The organism is Salinimicrobium sp. CAU 1759 (genome assembly GCF_054482715.1).
In genome coordinates, this window is the sequence record NZ_JBTLRK010000001.1 from 972229 (window position 1) to 992449 (window position 20221).

11 protein-coding genes are annotated in these 20221 nt (G+C 44.3%); all 11 read left to right on the forward strand.

Going from position 1 to position 20221, the window contains the following annotated elements; all coding sequences use genetic code 11:
* The first annotated feature begins 3 nt into the window (after positions 1-3).
* The 11 genes from ACXYMT_RS04445 to ACXYMT_RS04495 all read left to right on the forward strand — a co-directional run bounded on the left by ACXYMT_RS04445 (position 4) and on the right by ACXYMT_RS04495 (position 20218).
* Entirely contained in the window at positions 4-1824 is a 1821-nt protein-coding gene (locus ACXYMT_RS04445) for a cytochrome c oxidase subunit I (RefSeq protein ID WP_459057884.1), read from the forward strand.
* Positions 1825-1908: 84 nt separating this feature from the next.
* Entirely contained in the window at positions 1909-2931 is a 1023-nt protein-coding gene (ruvB, locus tag ACXYMT_RS04450; RefSeq protein WP_459057885.1) for a Holliday junction branch migration DNA helicase RuvB, read from the forward strand.
* A gap of 53 nt (positions 2932-2984) precedes the next feature.
* Positions 2985-4307, forward strand: coding sequence for a cytochrome P450 (locus tag ACXYMT_RS04455; RefSeq protein WP_459057886.1), 1323 nt, complete (start codon positions 2985-2987; stop codon positions 4305-4307).
* Positions 4308-4625: 318 nt separating this feature from the next.
* Positions 4626-5999 (forward strand): FAD-binding oxidoreductase, encoded by a 1374-nt coding sequence (locus ACXYMT_RS04460; RefSeq protein WP_459057887.1) that lies wholly within the window; start codon positions 4626-4628, stop codon positions 5997-5999.
* A gap of 63 nt (positions 6000-6062) precedes the next feature.
* Complete coding sequence (gene queG, locus ACXYMT_RS04465; protein ID WP_459057888.1) at positions 6063-6986, forward strand: tRNA epoxyqueuosine(34) reductase QueG; 924 nt, start codon at positions 6063-6065, stop codon at positions 6984-6986.
* A gap of 53 nt (positions 6987-7039) precedes the next feature.
* Entirely contained in the window at positions 7040-8971 is a 1932-nt protein-coding gene (locus ACXYMT_RS04470) for a trehalase family glycosidase (RefSeq protein WP_459057889.1), read from the forward strand.
* 121 nt (positions 8972-9092) lie between these two features.
* Positions 9093-11384 carry an NADP-dependent malic enzyme gene (locus ACXYMT_RS04475; RefSeq protein ID WP_459057890.1) on the forward strand — a complete coding sequence of 764 codons (2292 nt, stop codon included), beginning with the start codon at positions 9093-9095 and terminating at the stop codon, positions 11382-11384.
* Positions 11385-11644: 260 nt separating this feature from the next.
* The gene (gene ruvA / locus ACXYMT_RS04480) at positions 11645-12226 is read left to right on the forward strand and encodes a Holliday junction branch migration protein RuvA (protein ID WP_459057891.1); all 582 of its coding nucleotides are present in this window, start codon (positions 11645-11647) and stop codon (positions 12224-12226) included.
* Positions 12227-12261: 35 nt separating this feature from the next.
* Positions 12262-19374 (forward strand): T9SS outer membrane translocon Sov/SprA, encoded by a 7113-nt coding sequence (gene sov, locus ACXYMT_RS04485; protein WP_459059143.1) that lies wholly within the window; start codon positions 12262-12264, stop codon positions 19372-19374.
* Between the two features lie 60 nt (positions 19375-19434).
* Positions 19435-19815 (forward strand): glycine cleavage system protein GcvH, encoded by a 381-nt coding sequence (gene gcvH, locus ACXYMT_RS04490; RefSeq protein ID WP_459057892.1) that lies wholly within the window; start codon positions 19435-19437, stop codon positions 19813-19815.
* The gene (locus ACXYMT_RS04495; RefSeq protein WP_459057893.1) at positions 19802-20218 is read left to right on the forward strand and encodes a VanZ family protein; all 417 of its coding nucleotides are present in this window, start codon (positions 19802-19804) and stop codon (positions 20216-20218) included. Before gcvH ends, ACXYMT_RS04495 begins: the two co-directional genes overlap by 14 nt.
* The last annotated feature ends 3 nt before the right edge of the window (positions 20219-20221 follow it).

Below are 20221 nucleotides of genomic sequence, written 5' to 3' on the forward strand. Positions count from 1 at the left end.
AATATGTCAGCAGTAGGACACGTACCAGTTAATGAACACGCTCATGATGATCACCACCATGATGAGGGTAATTTCTTTACAAAGTATATATTCAGCATGGATCATAAGGTTATTGCCAAGCAATACCTTTTTACGGCGATCATCATGGGGATCATTGGAATTGCAATGTCCATTTTCTTCCGTATGCAAATTGCCTGGCCTGCCGAATCATTTAAAATTTTTGAAATTTTCCTTGGAAAATGGGCTCCGGGAGGAGTAATGAGTCAGGAGATCTATCTTGCTCTTGTAACCATCCATGGGACCATCATGGTCTTCTTTGTACTTACACAGGGGCTAAGTGGTACCTTTAGTAACTTATTGATCCCGCTTCAAATTGGAGCGCGGGATATGGCCTCAGGTTTTATGAATATGCTTTCTTACTGGCTGTTCTTTATTTCCTGTGTGATTATGATTGGTTCTCTCTTTGTAGAAGCTGGACCTGCCTCTGCAGGATGGACCATTTACCCGCCGCTTAGTGCCCTTCCACAGGCAATTGGTGGATCTGGGCTTGGGATGACGCTATGGCTGGTTTCTATGGCTATCTTTATCGCATCCTCTCTGCTTGGCTCCCTTAACTATATAGTTACGGTGATCAACCTTAGAACTAAAGGTATGTCAATGACCCGTTTGCCATTGACCATCTGGGCTTTGTTTGTTACCGCTATCATCGGGGTAGTTTCTTTCCCTGTTCTTTTGTCGGCAGCTTTGATGTTGATCATGGATCGAAGCTTTGGAACTTCTTTCTTCCTAAGTGATATTTTTATTGGAGGAGAGGTCTTGCATTATCAGGGAGGTTCGCCCATCCTGTTCGAGCACCTTTTCTGGTTCCTTGGTCACCCTGAAGTTTACATTGTAATACTTCCTGCCATGGGTATCGCATCAGAGATCCTGGCAACGAATTCCAGAAAACCTATTTTTGGATACCGTGCGATGATCGCGTCTATTCTTGGTATTGCCTTCCTTTCAACAATTGTTTGGGGACACCACATGTTTGTTTCCGGTATGAACCCATTCCTTGGTTCAGTGTTTACCTTTACAACTCTTTTGATCGCAATCCCTTCCGCAGTGAAAGCCTTTAACTGGATCACGACGATCTGGAAAGGTAACCTGCAAATGAACCCGTCAATGCTATTCTCAATTGGATTCGTATCTACCTTCATCACAGGAGGTTTGACAGGAATTGTGCTTGGAGACAGTACACTGGATATTAACGTACACGACACCTACTTCGTAGTAGCTCACTTCCACCTTGTTATGGGTATTTCTGCTCTTTATGGAATGTTTGCCGGGATCTACCACTGGTTCCCTAAGATGTTTGGTCGTATGATGAACAAGAATATGGGGTATGTCCATTTCTGGATCACCATTATAGGAGCTTACGGAGTATTCTTCCCAATGCACTTTGTAGGGATGGCTGGGTTACCGCGTAGATATTATGACAACACCGCTTTCCCTTATTTTGATGACCTGTTGGAGATCAACGTTTTGATCACTGTCTTTGCGATCATCACTGCATTGGTACAGCTGGTGTTCCTATACAACTTCATCCACTCCATCTTTGCAGGTAAAAAAGCGACTGCAAATCCATGGAATTCCAACTCCCTGGAATGGACTACTCCTGTAGAGCCAATCCACGGAAACTGGCCTGGAGAGATCCCACACGTTTATCGCTGGGCGTATGACTACAGTAAAACAAATGAAAAAGGAGAATACGTGATTGCAGGACAGGATTTTGCACCACAGAATGTTCCGCTTCAAAAAGGAGAAGAAGAGCTCAATCATTAAGCTTTTTTGACCACTATAGAACAAAGCCTTTTCATCTAATGAGAAGGCTTTTTTCTTTTATCTTTGTTTTCAAACCTGAACCTTATGAACGAGAACCTTGATCCCACCGGGGAGAGCTTTTCACCTGAAGAAATGGATATCGAGAGAGCTTTGCGCCCTCTCGAGTTTGACGATTTTGCCGGACAGGACCAGGTGCTGGATAACCTGAAGGTTTTCGTTAAGGCGGCCAACCAAAGGGGTGACGCACTTGATCATACGCTATTTCATGGCCCTCCCGGGCTTGGAAAAACCACACTTGCACATATACTTGCCAACGAGCTACAGGTAAATATAAAAGTAACTTCAGGTCCGGTTTTAGATAAACCGGGTGATCTTGCCGGGCTTCTCACGAACCTGGAAGAGCGGGATGTGCTCTTTATAGATGAAATCCACCGGCTTAGCCCTATTGTCGAGGAGTATCTTTATTCGGCAATGGAAGATTATAAGATCGATATCATGATCGAAACCGGACCCAATGCGCGGTCAGTCCAGATCAATCTCAGTCCCTTCACTCTTATTGGTGCGACGACCCGTAGCGGTTTACTTACTGCACCCATGCGCGCCCGCTTTGGGATCTCCAGCCGACTCCAGTACTACACCACCGAATTACTGGCCGACATCGTGCAGCGAAGTGCGCAGATCCTCAAGGTGCCCATTACTATGGAAGCGGCAATCGAGATTGCCGGGCGCAGCCGCGGAACACCCCGTATCGCAAATGCCCTTTTAAGGAGGGTAAGAGATTTTGCGCAGATCAAAGGCAATGGAAAGATCGACATCGGGATCGCCAAATACAGCTTAAAAGCATTGAACGTTGATGCTCATGGCCTCGATGAGATGGATAACAAGATCCTCACCACAATTATCGACAAATTTAAGGGCGGTCCTGTTGGAATCACTACCCTCGCAACAGCAGTAAGCGAAAGTGCCGAAACTATTGAAGAGGTTTATGAGCCTTTCCTTATTCAGCAGGGATTCATCCAACGCACTCCCCGGGGCCGTGAAGTCACTGAGGCTGCATACAAACACCTCGGGAGGGTTAGAGGTGGAATCCAGGGAGGACTTTTTTAAACGATCCATCTGCAAGGTCTTCCAGACCTTAGAGGTCATTGAAAGCACTAACAATGAAAGACAGCAGCGGCATACCAACAGTTTCAAGGTTCAGATTTTATACCAGTGCCCGCCGTATTCTTGAAAATCCTTTGCCGTTCCATCATGAAAAGTTTGAAGAACATGGTAACACATTTCGGCTTAATCTCGGTTTTGGTCGAAAGATCTTTTTCTCAAGGGACTCTGCTTTTGCCGAATATGTGCTTCAGAAGAATCAGCGCAACTACAAAAAGTCTGAAATTCAGACCAGGGACATGGCCAAATATCTGGGCCACGGATTACTGACTGCCGAAGGGGAACTTTGGAAAAAGCAGAGAAAATTAATTCAGCCGGCATTTCACAAGAAGCAATTGGCCGGCCTGCTGGACAAAGTGCAGGAAGCCATTCTTGACGAGCTAAAAAAGATCAGGACAGATGCACCTATGGACATTTTTCCGGTATTCAATAATCTTGCTTTTCAAACAGTTGTGAAATCTCTCTTTAGCAGTGCAGTGGGGCAGCGGGAGATCAACAGGTTGCAGTACATCACAGAGGCTGCTCAGAAAATGCTGGTACGCGAACTAAGGCAGCCATATTTGAGCTGGTATTTCAAATGGACAGGTAAAATAAAACACCATTTGGCGCTAACTGCCGAAGCCCGTGAGATCCTCACTCGCATCATTGAAGAGCGCAAACGAAGTGGAAAGAGGGAGAATGACCTGCTTGATATGTTGCTGGATGCCCGCTATGAGGATGGCAATGCAATGACGCAGGAACAATTAATAGATGAGATCCTCATCCTGTTCACCGCCGGACATGAGACTACATCGAATGCGCTTACCTTTACGACCCAGCTTCTGGCAAGAAATCCTGAAGTTCAGGAAAAAATTCTTTCAGAAGTGAAACTGGCAAAAGAGAACTCCGAAAGTCTTATGGAATTTCTAAGGTACTGCCGTTATACTCAAAGCGTGGTTGAAGAGGCAATGCGGCTTTATCCACCGGCCTATTTTATAGACAGGGTAAATCTTGAAGATGATGAATTTGAAGGCAAAGCATATCCCGCAGGTTCAAGTCTTCTGTTTTCTATCTATGAGATCCATCGCCATCCCGATCTATGGGAAGAGCCCGAAAAATTTAAACCTGAAAGATTTCTGGAGGGTAAGTACAGCAATTATTTTCCCTTTGGTGCCGGGCCCCGCAAGTGTATAGGCAACAATTTCGCTATGTATGAAATGATTATGACCATAGCCGAACTTGTTTACAGATACAAAATTTCGGGAGCAAAAGGAGAGATTGAAATTCAGCCACTTATCACTCTTAAACCAAAGAATGCATTTCTTGAATTTCGTAGAAGGTAATCTGGATTCATTGATAAAATTTCACTACATTTAAATATCTGTCCTTCAAAAGATTACGCAGATATCCAGTGTTTCCCCTTCTATTTTTTCAATTCACTTATGAATGTCTTGAAATCATACCCCACCAATTAACTATTTCTCGCTTACAAGTCCGGATCATTCTAAGAAAATGTTGCGACGACCTTAAGGTTGCTTTTCATAAAAGATAGTCTTCCATTCCCCCCTTGGAAAAGCCTCCTCGGTTAAATTACCGGCTTGTCACTTCCCCTCTTAAGAACTGAAATAGAAAAACCAATTGTTAATCTAAAAACAAATATTATGGAGGCGAAAATTAAGGAGCTGAAGAAAAGGATCAAAGGCAGGGTCATTAGTCCGCAAGACGGTGAATATGACGAAGCCCGGAAGATCTATAATGCCATGATCGATAAACACCCGGGTATGATCTTAAAATGCAAGGACAAGGAGGATGTTATTGAGGCCGTGAATTTTGGCCGGGAAAACAACCTTGAGGCGTCTATACGAAGTGGAGGCCACAGTGGAGCCGGTTTGGCTTTATGTGAGGACGGATTAGTGATTGACCTTTCAGAGATGAAAGGAATTCAAATCGACCCGGATAAACGAACTGCAATTATCCAACCGGGTAATACCCTTAAGGAAATTGATAAAGCTACCCACGAGTATGGCCTGGCTTTGCCTAGCGGTATTGTTGGTACGACGGGAATTGGCGGAATAACACTTGGAGGAGGAATAGGTTATTTGAGTCGCAAAGGAGGATTGACCATTGATCACCTGCTCGAAGCCGAAGTGGTTTTAGCTTCAGGCGAATTAGTAATAGCAAATGAAAATGAGCATTCTGATCTTTTCTGGGCCCTACGGGGAGGAGGTGGAAATTTTGGAGTGGTAGTCTCTTTTACATTCGATCTCATTCCGGTGAAAAATGTTTATGCCGGTCCTATGTTCTGGCCTCTTGAAAAGGCAGAGGAGGCGATTAAATTTTATGACAATATCCTGAAGAATGCATCTAATGATCTTTACGGTTTCTTCGCCTTTCTAACGGTTCCGCCCGGAGATCCTTTTCCCAAGGAGCTTCATATGCAAAAGGTGTGTGGAGTTGTATGGAATTATACCGGTCCAATAGAAAAGGCAGAGGAAATTTTTAAACCTATTAGAGAATTCGGTCCACCTATTCTGGACTTTGTGAATGAGATCCCTATGCCGGCACTCAACTCTATGTTTGACTCCCTTTACCCCAGCGGTTTGCATTGGTATTGGAAAGCCCATTATATCAATGAGCTAAACGAAGATAGTATCAGGATCAATATAGAGCACGGTTCGCAGGTGCCCACTGTACATTCTACAACCCATTTATATCCCATTGATGGAGCGGTTCATAAGGTAGCTTCTGAAGATACCGCCTGGTCAAACCGGGGTGCCCGTTACTCTCAGGTCATTGTAGGTGTTTCTCCCGAAGCGGAAGATGCTAAGGAAATTACAGCCTGGGCTAAGAATTACTATAATGCACTGATTCCCCATTCAGCCGGCGGAGCTTATGTCAATTTTATGATGGAAGAGGCAGATGGAAGAGTGGAAGACTCCTATGGCACTAATTTTAGACGCCTGGGACAGATCAAAAAGAAATATGACCCACAAAACTTCTTTCACATTAATCAAAACATAAAGCCTTGTGACTGAAAGAGAATTTTCCTGTTCTGGAATAACATTTGTGTAATAAATGCAATAGTTTTGCCGGGAACAGTGAATTTTAAAACAAAATATTCCGACCTAATCAAAACCGAAGCTACGCGCCTCGGTTTTTTGTCATGTGGTATCTCCAGGGCTGAATTTCTTGAGGAGGAGGCTCCTCGTCTTGAAAATTACCTGAAGAACAACATGCACGGCGAAATGAAGTACATGGAAAACCATTTCGACAAGCGACTGGATCCAACCAAGCTTGTTGAAGGTTCCAAAAGTGTTATTTCTTTGCTGCTCAATTATTTCCCTGAAGAAAGTCAGCGGGAGGATTCCTACAAGATCAGTAAATATGCCTACGGAACAGATTATCATTTTGTAATAAAGGACAAACTGAAAGATCTGTTACAATACATTCAGCAGGAAATAGGCGAGGTGGAAGGCAGGGCATTTGTGGATTCGGCTCCCGTGCTGGACAAGGCCTGGGCTGCAAAAAGCGGTTTGGGCTGGATGGGAAAGAACACCAATCTCCTATCAAAGAAAACCGGTTCCTTTTTCTTTATTGCCGAATTAATTGTAGATCTCGCACTGGACTATGACACCCCGGTAACCGATCACTGCGGAAGTTGCACCGCCTGTATCGATGCCTGCCCAACAGAAGCCATTGTGGAACCTTACAAGGTGGATGGCAGCAAATGTATCTCCTACTTTACCATTGAGTTGAAGGATCAGCTTCCGCAGGAGATGAAAGGCAAATTTGATGACTGGATGTTTGGTTGTGATGTTTGCCAGGATGTTTGCCCCTGGAACCGCTTTTCAAGACCTCATAGAGAACCACTCTTCAATCCGCACCCCGAGCTGCTAAGCATGAGTAAAAAAGATTGGGAGGAGATCACCGAAGATACCTTCAAGAAAGTCTTTAAGAAGTCGGCGGTGAAACGCACCAAGTATAGCGGACTCACCCGCAATATCGATTTCCTCAAGGATTAGCCTCATCTTTTTCTCTGGCAGAATTTGTAACTTTCTGTTTCAACAGAAAAGTCATGGTGTCAAAAAAGCTTTTTTCAGCCTTTATTTCTATTTGTTTTCTTCTGAGTTTTTCCTTAGGCGCACAGGAACTTCAGCTGAAGGTGAATGAGACCATGCCCCGACTTTTAGAGCAAGCCGATACAGATCTTGACAAAAAGATCACCGTAGAAGATGATCCAAAAATGCCATTTTTGGTCCCTATTTCCAAAGGTGATTCCATAGAGATAAGCCGAATTTACTATTTATCGAACCTGCTTCAGGAATTGGCTATTGCGAGGGCTGAAGAAAAGGACAGTCTCAGGATTTCACTTGAAAGGATAAAGGAGCCCCCTACGCAGCGCATTTCCCGCAGGATTGAAGAGCAATTTTGGGATGATCTTACCCGAACTATTGACAGGAAGGGCTTGAGGAAAATCCTGAAAGACACAAAAGCTTCAGATGGGGTGCAACGGCTGTATGTTCCCGCAACAGACACTGCAGGAATTAAATATTACAAAGATCTTCAGGATGAATTTGACGAATTTGAAGTAGTGGTTCTTCCGCAGAAAATAAGTCCGCAATACGTCAAGTTCATCAATGATAAACCCGGACTTCTCGCTCTAAAAATCGAGAATGGCCGCGGAGTTCCTTTTGTAGTTCCCGGTGGGAGGTTCAATGAAATGTACGGTTGGGATAGCTATTTTGAAGGGGTAGGACTGCTCATCGACGGTCGAATTGACCTGGCTAAGGCGATGGTGGACAATTTCATTTACCAGATCGATCACTACGGAAAGATTCTGAATGCCAACCGATCTTATTACTTAACGAGAACACAGCCGCCATTCATGTCCTCTTTTGTGCGGGAAGTATATGAAGCCATGGATGAAAAGGATAAGGATTGGCTGCGGAAAGCCTTAAAAGCAGCTATTAAGGAATATGAGCAAGTGTGGATGGTAGAGGGCGAAAGGCTGACGGGGAATGGTCTTAACAGGTATTATGCCCAGGGAAAAGGCATTCCGCCGGAGACTGAAAAAGGGCATTTTAATGAGGTGCTTCAGGAATTTGCGGGCAAGCATGGATTGGAAACTTCAGAATTTGTGGAAAAATATCAGTCAGGAGAAATAGAAGATCCCGAAGTAGATGAATATTTCCTTCACGACAGGACGTTGAGGGAAAGTGGGCACGACACTTCCTGGAGGCTGGAAAATCGCGCAGCACATTTAAACACAGTAGATCTCAACTCCCTGCTTTATAAGTATGAAAAGGATTTTGAACATCTTATAGGCCAATATTTCGGCGGCAGCTTCACGACTTCAGAAGGGAAAACCTACTCAGATGACTACTGGGAAGAAGAGGCTGAAGAGCGTAAAACTCTGATGAACAATTACCTCTGGAATGATGAGGAGGGCAGCTTTTACGATTACAACTTCAAAAAAGGGGAACAGACGGGCTATGTTTCGGCTACAAATTTCTACCCCTTGTGGAGCGGGTTGGCTTCCAAAGAACAGGCAGAGAGGATGGTTCCGCAGTTAATGGAAGATCTAAAGGCGCAGGGCGGGATACTCTCCAGCTCAAGATCCTCTGTGGAAGAAACAGCGACAAATGACGTACAGCGGCAATGGGATTATCCTTTTGGCTGGGCACCACATCAAATGCTACTGTGGCAGGGGCTTTTGGATTACGGATATGAAGAGGAGGCGTATGAATTGATCTACAGGTGGCTTTGGATGATCACAAAAAATGCCGTGGATTACAACGGCACAATTCCGGAAAAATATGATGTGGTCGATGCCACTCATAAAGTTTATGCTGAATATGGAAATGTAGGAACAGAGTTCGACTACATCACAACATCGGGCTTTGGCTGGATGAATGCATCCTATCAACTAGGGTTGGAGTTGCTTCCGGAGAAGTATCACGGAAAACTGGATGAGCTGGTTCCGCCAGATAAAATTGATTTCAGGTAATGACCTGATTTATATAATTTCAATAATTGGTAAACCTGGTGCAGGCTAAAAAATGACGTGCATCACTAAGCTATAATTGCTAAACTGTTACCTTTGTGCCACCTGAAAAAAACAGGGAAATATGAAGAACGAACGCAAAAGGCGTGAAGCACTTGTCTATCATGCCAAACCCCACCCGGGAAAAATACAGGTGGTGCCAACCAAAAAATATTCTACCCAGCGGGATCTTTCGCTGGCATACTCTCCCGGAGTTGCAGAACCTTGCCTTGAGATTCATAAAAATATTGAGAACGTTTACAAATATACCACCAAGGGGAACCTGGTGGCGGTGATCTCCAATGGTACGGCCGTTCTGGGACTTGGGGACATAGGTCCCGAAGCTTCCAAACCGGTAATGGAGGGAAAAGGACTACTTTTTAAAATATTTGCAGATATTGATGTTTTTGACATCGAGGTAGACACAAAAGATGTGGATGCTTTTGTAGAAACAGTAAAAAATATTGCTCCTACTTTTGGAGGGATCAACCTCGAGGACATTGCAGCTCCCGAAGCTTTTGAGATCGAAAGAAGGCTGAAGGCAGAGCTGGATATTCCGGTAATGCATGACGATCAACATGGTACAGCCATAATTTCATCGGCGGCTCTACTTAATGCACTTGATCTTGCCGGTAAAAGGATAGGAAAAGTGAAAGTGGTGATCTCGGGTGCGGGGTCGGCTGCGATTGCATGTGCTAATCTGTACGTTTTGCTCGGGGTGAAAGTGGAGAACATCATCATGTTCGATGTTAAAGGGGTGCTGCATAAGGACCGGGATGATCTTTCTGATCTTCAGAAGCGATTTGCGGTCAAAAAGAAGTACGAGAATCTGGCAGCAGCAATGGATGGAGCCGATGTTTTCCTGGGACTTTCTGTGGGGAATATAGTTTCTCCCGAGATGCTCAAGAAAATGGCAAAGCGTCCTATAGTCTTCGCAATGGCAAACCCGGAACCCGAAATAGATTATGATCTTGCGGTAGCGACCCGTAAAGATATTATTATGGCTACCGGCCGCAGTGATCATCCTAATCAGGTGAACAATGTACTTGGTTTTCCGTTCATATTCAGGGGAGCCCTTGATGTGCGGGCGACCAAGATCAACGAAGAGATGAAGATGGCAGCCGTGAAGGCCCTTGCCGCCCTGGCAAAAGAGCCGGTGCCCGAGCAGGTGAATATTGCCTACGGCGAAACCAAGCTTCTCTTTGGAAAAGATTATATCATCCCAAAACCATTTGATCCAAGACTTATTACCCAGGTACCACCGGCAGTGGCTAAGGCTGCTATGGAAAGTGGGGTGGCAAAAAATCCTATCCAGGATTGGGGACGTTATGAGGATGAGCTCCTGGAAAGAATGGGTAATGATAACAAGATCACCCGTTTGTTAATGAACCGGGCAAAAATGAGTCCGAAAAAGGTGGTTTTTGCTGAAGCAGACCATCTGGATGTGCTTAAGGCTGCACAAATAGCTCATGACGAAGGTATAGCAAAACCAATACTGCTTGGTCGTCGTGATGTTATTGAAGAGCTCATGCGGGAGATCGATTTCCATGCCGATGATGTGGATATCATCGATTCCAAAAGTGATGATGAGGACGAGCGGCGTAATCGTTATGCTGAAGTTTACTGGCAAAGCCGTAAACGAAAAGGCGTCACCAAATATGATGCACAGCTGTTGATGCGGCAGCGAAATTATTTTGCGGCCATGATGGTGAATGCGGGGGATGCAGATGCTTTGATCTCGGGATATTCGAGAGCTTATCCAACAGTACTTAAGCCTATGCTGGAACTCATAGGTAAGGCGGCAGGTGTTTCAAAAGTTGCTGCTACCAACCTAATGAATACCTCCAGGGGTCCTTTGTTCATTAGTGATACCTCAGTAAACGTGGATCCAACAGCAAAGGAATTGGGCAAGATCGCCCAAATGACAGCACGAACTGTAAGGCTCTTTGGAATGGAACCAGTCATTGCGATGATCTCCTATGCAAACTTTGGCTCCTCTAAGAATGAAAAAGCCGAAAAGGTTAAAGAGGCTGTAGATTATTTACACCGCTTCTACCCGGATCTTATCGTAGATGGCGAAATGCAAACCGATTTTGCCCTCAATAGTGAAATGCTGCAGAAGAAATTTCCTTTTTCAAAGTTGGCAGGTCGCAAAGTAAATACCTTAATCTTTCCAAACCTAGATTCGGGTAACAGTACCTATAAGCTGCTTAAGGAGCTCAACAAGACCGAATCGGTTGGTCCGATCCTAATGGGAATGAATAAGCCCGTGCACGTCCTTCAGTTGGGGGCGAGCGTAGAGGAGATCGTCAACATGACTGCAGTAGCAGTGGTTGACGCCCAGGAAAAGGAAAAGAAGGCAAAACGAGACCAGTAAAAACTAAAAGCAGGGAGTCCGTCTGAAAAGCATATAAAACGTCATCCAGAATTTATTCCGGGATCCTAACCCATTGAAAATATGGATTGGAAGCCGAAACAGATTCAGCCTGACAAAAAATAGACTTTTTAGACAGACACTCTTTTTTCTGATAATTACCTCTCAAAAATGCCATTTTTGAGAGGTAATTCTACAAGTAGATAGTTGTTTTCCCGTCGTGTGAATTTTAGTACATTTGGCATACTAAGCTACTACTTTACATGATCTATAGCGTTAAAGGCCGTCTGGTTGAGAAGAATCCCACTAATGTGGTGATCGATTGCAATGGAATAGGCTATTTCATACATATCTCCCTTCATACATTTTCTCAGATCCCATCACAGGAGTCGCTGCAGTTATATACACACCTGCAGGTAAAGGAAGATTCTCATACTTTGTTTGGTTTTTGGGAAAAGACCGAGCGGGAGATCTTCAGGTTATTGATCTCAGTTTCGGGAGTAGGGGCAAGTACTGCACGCAGTATGTTGTCTTCCCTTGAGCCCCGGCAGATCATGGAGGCCATAGCTGCTGGTGATGTGGCTACCATACAGGGAATAAAAGGGATAGGAGCAAAAACAGCACAAAGGGTCATTATTGACCTTAAGGATAAAATTGTAAAAGTCTTTGGAATGGAGGAAGTTTCCCCTCTCCAGAGCAATACAAACCGCGAAGAAGCGTTATCTGCTTTAGAGACTCTGGGATATACCCGTAAGCAATCTGAAAAAGTGGTGGAGAGAATTGTGAAGGAAGAACCCGATGCTACAGTGGAATCTCTTATAAAGCAGGCACTTAAAAAATTATAATTCCTTTGGGGCAGAACTATAAGTATAGGTTTTGGCTGTCAAATTCCTTTGCGCTTCTATGTGTTTTGGTAGTGTCTTTGCCTGCCCTGGCGCAAGATACCATAGTTCAGCAGGATACGACAAAGACAGGGTATTCGCTGGGGAAACTCAGGATGCCTAATCCTAATAGTATAGTCGCCTCCTATACCTACGATCCCATTCTTGACCGCTACGTCTACACCGAAACTCTTGGGGTCATTAATATTTCTGCTCCTCTCATCCTCACACCTGAAGAATATCAGGAATTAGTGATAAAAGAAGAAATGCAGCGCTACTTTCAGGAGAAGTCCGATGCTATCTCGGGCAGGAAAGAAGGGACAGAGGAGAGTCAGCGGGACTTGCTGCCGGGATTCTATGTCAATTCAGGTTTTTTTCAGAATATATTTGGTGGCGGTGATATTGAATTAATTCCGCAGGGATCGGTAGCTTTAGATTTAGGTATTCTTTATTCCAAACGGGACAACCCGGCTTTTTCTCCACGTAACAGAAGCACTTTTACCTTTGATTTTGATCAAAGGATTCAGCTGAGTCTCCTCGGAAATATTGGGGAACGCCTTAAAGTGACTGCCAATTACGATACCGAATCTACTTTTGATTTTCAGAATCAGCTGAAGTTGGAATATACGCCTACCGAAGATGATATTATTCAAAAGATCGAGGTGGGGAATATCAATATGCCGCTAAATTCGGCTTTGATCCAGGGGGCACAAAGCCTTTTTGGTTTAAAGACTCAGCTTCAATTCGGAAAAACAACTATCACCGGAGTTTTCTCTGAGCAAAAGAGTGAGCGGAGGACCGTAAATGTTGAAGGGGGCGCGACAGTTCAGGAGTTTGAGAAATTTGCCATAGAATACGACGAGAACAGGCACTTCTTCCTGGCTCATTATTTTAGGGATCATTACGACGAAGCTCTTGAAAACTACCCTTTTATAAATTCCAATGTACAGATCACGCGGGTGCAGGTTTGGGTGACTAACAGGACCAATAACGTTCAAAACCTTACCGATACCCGGAACATTGTTGCCATCCAGGACCTGGGAGAATCACCTGTGCCGGGAAACATCGGACTTGAAAATCCGCCTGCCGGATTTTTCAACAGGCCTGCCGGTGCTTTTGCGGACAACCGGAATAACGATCTTAATCCATTTGGTATAACCGGACCTCAGGAATCGGTGCTCACTCCTGCTATTCGGGATGTGGCAAGAGTGGAAGCTGGCTTTGGAGGCCTGCAGGTTTCGGAAGGAAGGGATTACGTAAAGCTGGAAAACGCAAGGCAGTTAAAACCTTCAGAATATAAGCTCAATTCCAGACTTGGGTATATTTCCCTCAACCAGAGGTTGGCAAGTGATGAGATCCTCGGGGTGGCGTTCCAATATACGGTAGGAGGGGAAGTTTACCAGGTGGGTGAATTTGCAAGTGATGGTATTGATGCTTCCGGGGGTACAGACGAATCTTCCGTCTCCCAAAACCTGGTTGTGAAAATGCTTAAAAGTGCGGTGACCAATGTAGATGAGCCGGTTTGGGACCTTATGATGAAGAACATCTACAACCTTGGAGCTTTTAATCTCGAGCGGGAAGACTTTAGGATGAATATTGTCTACACAGATCCTCAACCGCTTAACTATATTACCGGGGTGGATGGAGTTCCTCTACCCGAAGATGTGGAGCAAACAACACTCCTCAGGGTTTTCAATCTCGACAACCTCAATCTTGCAGGTGATCCTGTTGTGGGTGGTGACGGCTTTTTTGATTTTGTGCCGGGCATAACCATTAATCCAGAGAACGGAAGTATTATTTTCACCTCGGTGGAGCCATTTGGTCGCTATTTGTTCAACCAGTTGGATCCTAATCCCAATGCAGGATCTGAAGTCTATGAATTACCCGAGACCTGGAATGCGAATCAGCAAAAGTATGTTTTCAGGGCTTTATATAACACCACTAAGACTCAGGCAGAACAGGAGCAGGCGGAAAAAAATAAATTTCAGCTTCGTGGACGTTACAAATCCTCAAGCGTTGAAGGAATTCCAATAGGTGCCTTCAATGTGCCCCAGGGATCGGTAACGGTGACTGCCGGGGGGCGTGTGCTGCAGGAAGGTGTGGATTATGTGGTGAACTATCAGTTTGGAAGGGTGCAGATCCTTGATGAAGCCTTGCTCGCATCCAATATTCCTATCCAGGTATCAACAGAAAATAATGCCCTTTTTGGGCAGCAAACAAAAAGGTTCACCGGGCTTCATGTGGAGCATCTTTTCAACGAGAATTTTCTGGTGGGAGCTACTTATCTTAACCTTAATGAGCGCCCGCTTACACAAAAGTCCAACTACAGCTATGAGCCTATAAATAACACGATCCTTGGTCTCAACCTGAATTACTCTACAGAAATGCCCTTTTTGACACGCCTTGTCAACAGGCTTCCAAATATTGATACCGATGTTATTTCAAACCTCTCGTTACGAGGGGAAGTAGCCTACCTTGTTCCCGGGGCTCCAAAAGGAAGTGAATTTGAAGGCCGGGCTACAACTTATGTAGACGATTTTGAAGCAGCGCAAACGTCTATAGCTATTGATAATCCACTGGGATGGGAATTATCCAGTGTGCCCCTGGGCTTTGGAGGTGAACTTGCGAATGGCGACCTCGCAACAGGCTATAAGAGAGCAAAACTTGCGTGGTATACTATTGATCCTATCTTCTACGGAAGCAGCAGGCCACCGGGCATTACAGATGCCGATCTTTCCAGTTATGCTACCCGTCGTGTGTTCCTCGATGAGATCTTCCCGAACGTAGATGTGGTACAGGGGCAATCGCAGGTACTCTATACCATGGACCTTGCTTACTATCCGGGTGTAAGAGGACCCTATAACTACAACCCTTCAGCGATGGGCGGGAATACGCTGCCAAATCCTTCAGAGAACTTTGGAGGGATCAGCCGGGCTCTGAATGCCACGAATTTTGAGCAGAGTAATGTGGAATACATCGAATTTTGGTTGATGGATCCTTTTCTATATTCAGAAAATGCTGGTAATGACGGCGGAAAGCTTGTCTTCAACCTGGGTAACATTTCTGAAGATGTTTTAAAGGACGGAAGAAAACAATATGAAAACGGACTCCCACCGGATGGAGGCGTTGAAAATACAACTCCTACAGAATTCGGGAAAGTACCCTCCAATCAATCCCTTATCTATGCCTTTAACACTGAAGGGCAGGAGCGGCTAAACCAGGATATAGGATATGATGGGTTGGATGACTTGCAGGAAGCTGCCAGATTTGGTGCTTTTGCTAATCTTCCCGATCCTTCAGCCGATAACTATGACTACTTTTTAAGTGCTTCCGGAGGGATCCTGGAGCGCTATTTCAACTACAACGGGATCCAGGGGAATTCCCCGCCGGATGTTACTAACACAAACCGCGGTAATACCACTCTGCCTACCGTTGAAGATCTTAACAGGGATAATACCATGAATACCGTAGACAGCTACTACGAGTATGATGTACCGATGTTCCCTGGTATGGGTATAGATAATAATCAATATATAACCGACGTCAAGGAATTTTCCATAGATCTTCCTAACGGGCAACAAATGCCTGTGAGGTGGTTACAGTTCAAGGTGCCTATCTATGAGCCAACCGCTGCCAGGGGGGGAATTGGAGATTTCAGGTCCATCAGGTTTATGAGAATGTACCTTACAGACTTTGAGGACCCAACGGTTCTGCGCTTTGGAACCATGGATCTTGTGCGTGGGGATTACCGTCGTTACACTCAATCGCTTGATCCCGATAAGTCTGATCCTACAAATGAGAGCACTACTTTCGTTGTAGCTTCAGTAAATATTGAAGAGAATGAGAACAGGCAGCCAATTCCTTACGTCCTGCCTCCGGGAGTTGACAGGGAGGAGTTGATGAACAACAATACCAGAGTGCGTCAAAACGAACAGTCACTTTCTTTAGTGGTTTGTGATCTCGAACCACAGGATTCCCGCGGGGTCTACAAGAACTTCCAGCTCGATATGAGACAGTACAAGAATCTGGAAATGTTCATTCACGCAGAACCACTCGTGAACAGGCTTAAATGGCAGGAGGGTGAGCTGGTGGCTTTCATGCGAATAGGAACAGATTTTACAGACAACTTCTACCAGGTGGAGATCCCGCTGAAGCCAACTGAATATGGCGCAGCTTCTGCTTCTGAGATTTGGCCGGAAGAGAACAGGATGAACCTGTCTCTGGAATTGTTACAGGAGATAAAAGCAACAGTTATCGGGAATCCCAACTTTGTAAATACCGAATTGAATTTCTTTACAGAAAGCGGAGAGCCTGTATCAGCCGAAGCACCTTACGAAGTAGGACAATTAAGGATAGGAATAAAAGGAAACCCCAGTTTCGGGAATGTAAGGATGCTCATGTTGGGTGTCAAAAATGGCCTTTCTGATGCCTCTTCCAGAAACCTGTGCGGAGAAGTCTGGTTCAATGAACTTCGGCTTTCAGAATTAAACAATGAAGGTGGTTGGGCAGCGATCGTAAATATGGACGCCAATGTAGCCGACTTTGCAAATCTTTCGGCTACCGGAAGAAGAAGTACTGTAGGATTTGGCTCCCTTGAGCAGGGACCAAACCAAAGAAGTAGGGAAGATCTTATGCAGTATGATGTGGTGAGCAACCTCAATATGGGGCAACTGCTTCCTCCTACCTGGGGTGTGAAGATCCCGGTGAGCTATAGCTATGGTGAAGAATTGATCACACCAAAATATGATCCTGAGTATCTTGATCTGGAACTGGAAAATGTTTTAGACAATGCCGCAAATGATGAGATAAGAGATGATCTTAGGGAAAGAGCCGAAGATTATACCCGTCGACAAAGTATTAATGTCATTGGCCTGAGAAAGGAAAGAGTGGGAGATGGTAAACCTATGCCATATGATATTGAAAACCTAAGTCTTTCCGGTAGTTACAATCAGGTGGATCATCGCGATTTTGAAATTGAAGATGCCTTTGATCAAAACGTGAGGGTGGGGGCTACTTACGATTATACCTTTGCTCCTGTTAATATCGAGCCGTTGAGAAATGTAAAAGCTTTGGACAGCAGCGCTTATTTTGCTCTTTTACGAGACTTTAATTTTAACGTATTTCCATCTAACATTGCTGCAAGTTCTACAATCTTCAGGCAGTACAATGAACAAAAATTCCGGGAGATCAATTTACCACCCGGTTTTATTAACGGGATCCCTACTCTGTACCAAAGAAATTTTTTGTTCGACTGGCAGTACACCATAAATTACAATTTTACTAAAAGCCTTAGGTTGAACTTCGACTCTTCGACCAACAGGGTGGTGCGGAACTACCTTGATGACGAGAATAATCCCGATACCACTACGGGAGTCTGGGATGGGTTCTTCAATACGGGAATTCCAAATCAACATTTCCAATCCCTGCAAGTGAACTACGACCTGCCTCTCTCCAAAATCCCGGCCCTGGAATTCTTAAAAACTACTTATTCGTATACAGGAAATTTCCAGTGGGAACGGGGATCCCAGATCTTTGAAACACTTGAGGATGTTCCAGATCTTGGTAATAGTGTTCAAAATTCCAATGTGCATCAGGTAAATGCGAATCTTGAAATGCAAACTCTATACGATTATATTGGGTTGAAGAAAAGGACACGTCCGGGAGGGGCAAAAACCATAGAGGAGAGAAGCAGAGCAGTACCAACCCTTAACCGGAATACACAGGATACGATCACTCCGGCAGATGCCACCCGTCTCAGTGCAGGGGATCGAACCTATAATACGTTTGTAGGATTGCTTACTGCAATACAAAGGATACAGGTCAACTATCAGGAGAACAACGGGATTTTTCTTCCCGGCTATACCAATGATATAGGATTTATGGGTACCTGGAATCCTACCTTTGGATTTACACTGGGGAGTCAGGAAGAGGTAAGATACATGGCTGCAAGAAAAGGCTGGCTTACCCTATATCAGGATTTCAACCAGCAATATACTCAGGTAGCGAATGAGCAACTTGGGATCAATGCGGAAGTTTCTCTCCTGCCCGATCTCACTATCCAGTTAACAGCCGGCAGGTTGTATTCTGAAACTTTTCAGGAAAACTACAGAGTGGTTGGAGATCAATACATTCCGCTAACTCCCTACACTTTTGGGAACTTCAACATTTCCACCATACTTCTGGGCACAGCTTTTAATCAAAGTACAGCCGAGTCTTCAGCAAACTTTGCGCAATTCAGGGAGAACAGACTTGAGATCGCAAGAAGGCTGGCTATAGAAAACGGGCAGGATCCTAATGATACAGATCAATTTGGATATCCGGTAGGTTTTGGAAGGAACAGTCAGAACGTTCTTCTTCCTGCATTCCTGGCAGCATATTCCGGCACCGATCCTGACAATATATCTCTAGGAGCATTTAAGGATTTTCCTTTACCTAACTGGAATTTGAAGTATACCGGCTTTATGCGCCTGCCATGGTTCAGAAAGAATTTCAAAAGGTTTTCGATCAACCACGGCTATACGGCAGGTTATACTGTTAACCAATTTCAAACTAACCTGGATTATGATCCCGAAACTCCCCGTGACCTTGACCAGGCAGGAAACTACAAAAGCGAGATCCTCTTTTCAAATATTAACCTTACCGAACAATTCAGTCCGCTGGTTAGGATAGACATGGAGATGGCGAATTCTATTAAGATCCTGGCTGATGTTCAGAAGGACAGGGCGCTTTCTTTGAGTTTTGACAACAACTTGCTTACCGAGATAAGCGGGAACCAATATACTCTGGGACTTGGTTACAGGATCAAGGATTTGAAAATTGACACAAAGATTGGAGGCCGACAAAGGATCCTGAGTAGTGACCTGAATTTTAAGGCAGATATTTCATACCGTCATAATGAGACTGTGATTAGATACCTGGATATTAATAACAGTCAGGTAACCGCAGGGCAGGATATCTGGGCGATAAATTTCACGGCAGATTATGCCCTTTCCAAAAATCTTACAGCCCTGGTCTACTACGATCACAGCTTCTCGGAATATGCTATTTCAACGGCTTATCCTCAAACAACTATTAGATCTGGTGTGACCTTGAGATATAACTTCGGAAATTAAATGAGGGGGCTTGACTTAAAGAATTAAAAAATTAACTTTGCTATAATAAAAAACCAACCGATGAAAATTCCAAAAGATTTAAAATACACCAACGATCACGAGTGGGTAAAAATTGAAGGCGATATAGCTACAGTGGGAATCACCGACTTTGCACAGGGCGAATTAGGTGATATTGTATATGTGGAGGTTGAAACTGTGGATGAAACTTTAGAAAGAGAAGAGGTTTTTGGAACAGTTGAAGCCGTAAAAACAGTTTCAGATCTTTTCGCACCACTATCAGGTGAGATCGTTGAATTCAATCAAAGTTTAGAAGATGAGCCCGAAAAGGTGAATTCAGATCCTTATGGTGAGGGTTGGATGGTGAAGATCCGGTTTAGTGATGCTTCGCAGATCGATGATCTTTTAAGTGCAGAGGAATATACAGAAGTTGTCGAAGGTTAAAATTCTTTTCCTTCTGCCGGCTATCCTCTATACCGGCTTAATATTATACCTGTCGCTCATCAATCTTGCCGATACACCTGTAAAGGATCTTGGGATGAGTGATAAAATGATGCACGGAGGAGCCTATTTTGGTCTGGGCTTGCTGTGGATGCTCTATGGGACCTTTGGATTTAAAGATAAAGGACTTTTTAAGAGAATCATTGTTACTTCTGTAATTTCGATAGCCTTTGGCATTTTTATTGAGGTTCTTCAGGATACATTGACCAATTACCGACAGCTGGACTTTTATGATATTCTTGCCAACACTATTGGAGTGTTTGTTGCCGGAGTTTTTGTATGGTCTCTAAGGAAATATCTAATCAGGTTAAAAGCTAAGATTAATTTAGATTTAATGAAAAATTAATTA

Bases quoted from the DNA above. Each gene is read 5' to 3' on its own strand.
- ACXYMT_RS04445 (WP_459057884.1), top strand. From the start codon at position 4: ATGTCAGCAGTAGGACACGTACCAGTTAATGAACACGCTCATGATGAT.
- ruvB (WP_459057885.1), top strand. From the start codon at position 1,909: ATGAACGAGAACCTTGATCCCACCGGGGAGAGCTTTTCACCTGAAGAA.
- ACXYMT_RS04455 (WP_459057886.1), top strand. From the start codon at position 2,985: ATGAAAGACAGCAGCGGCATACCAACAGTTTCAAGGTTCAGATTTTAT.
- ACXYMT_RS04460 (WP_459057887.1), top strand. From the start codon at position 4,626: ATGGAGGCGAAAATTAAGGAGCTGAAGAAAAGGATCAAAGGCAGGGTC.
- ACXYMT_RS04470 (WP_459057889.1), top strand. From the start codon at position 7,040: ATGGTGTCAAAAAAGCTTTTTTCAGCCTTTATTTCTATTTGTTTTCTT.
- ACXYMT_RS04475 (WP_459057890.1), top strand. From the start codon at position 9,093: ATGAAGAACGAACGCAAAAGGCGTGAAGCACTTGTCTATCATGCCAAA.
- ruvA (WP_459057891.1), top strand. From the start codon at position 11,645: ATGATCTATAGCGTTAAAGGCCGTCTGGTTGAGAAGAATCCCACTAAT.
- gcvH (WP_459057892.1), top strand. From the start codon at position 19,435: ATGAAAATTCCAAAAGATTTAAAATACACCAACGATCACGAGTGGGTA.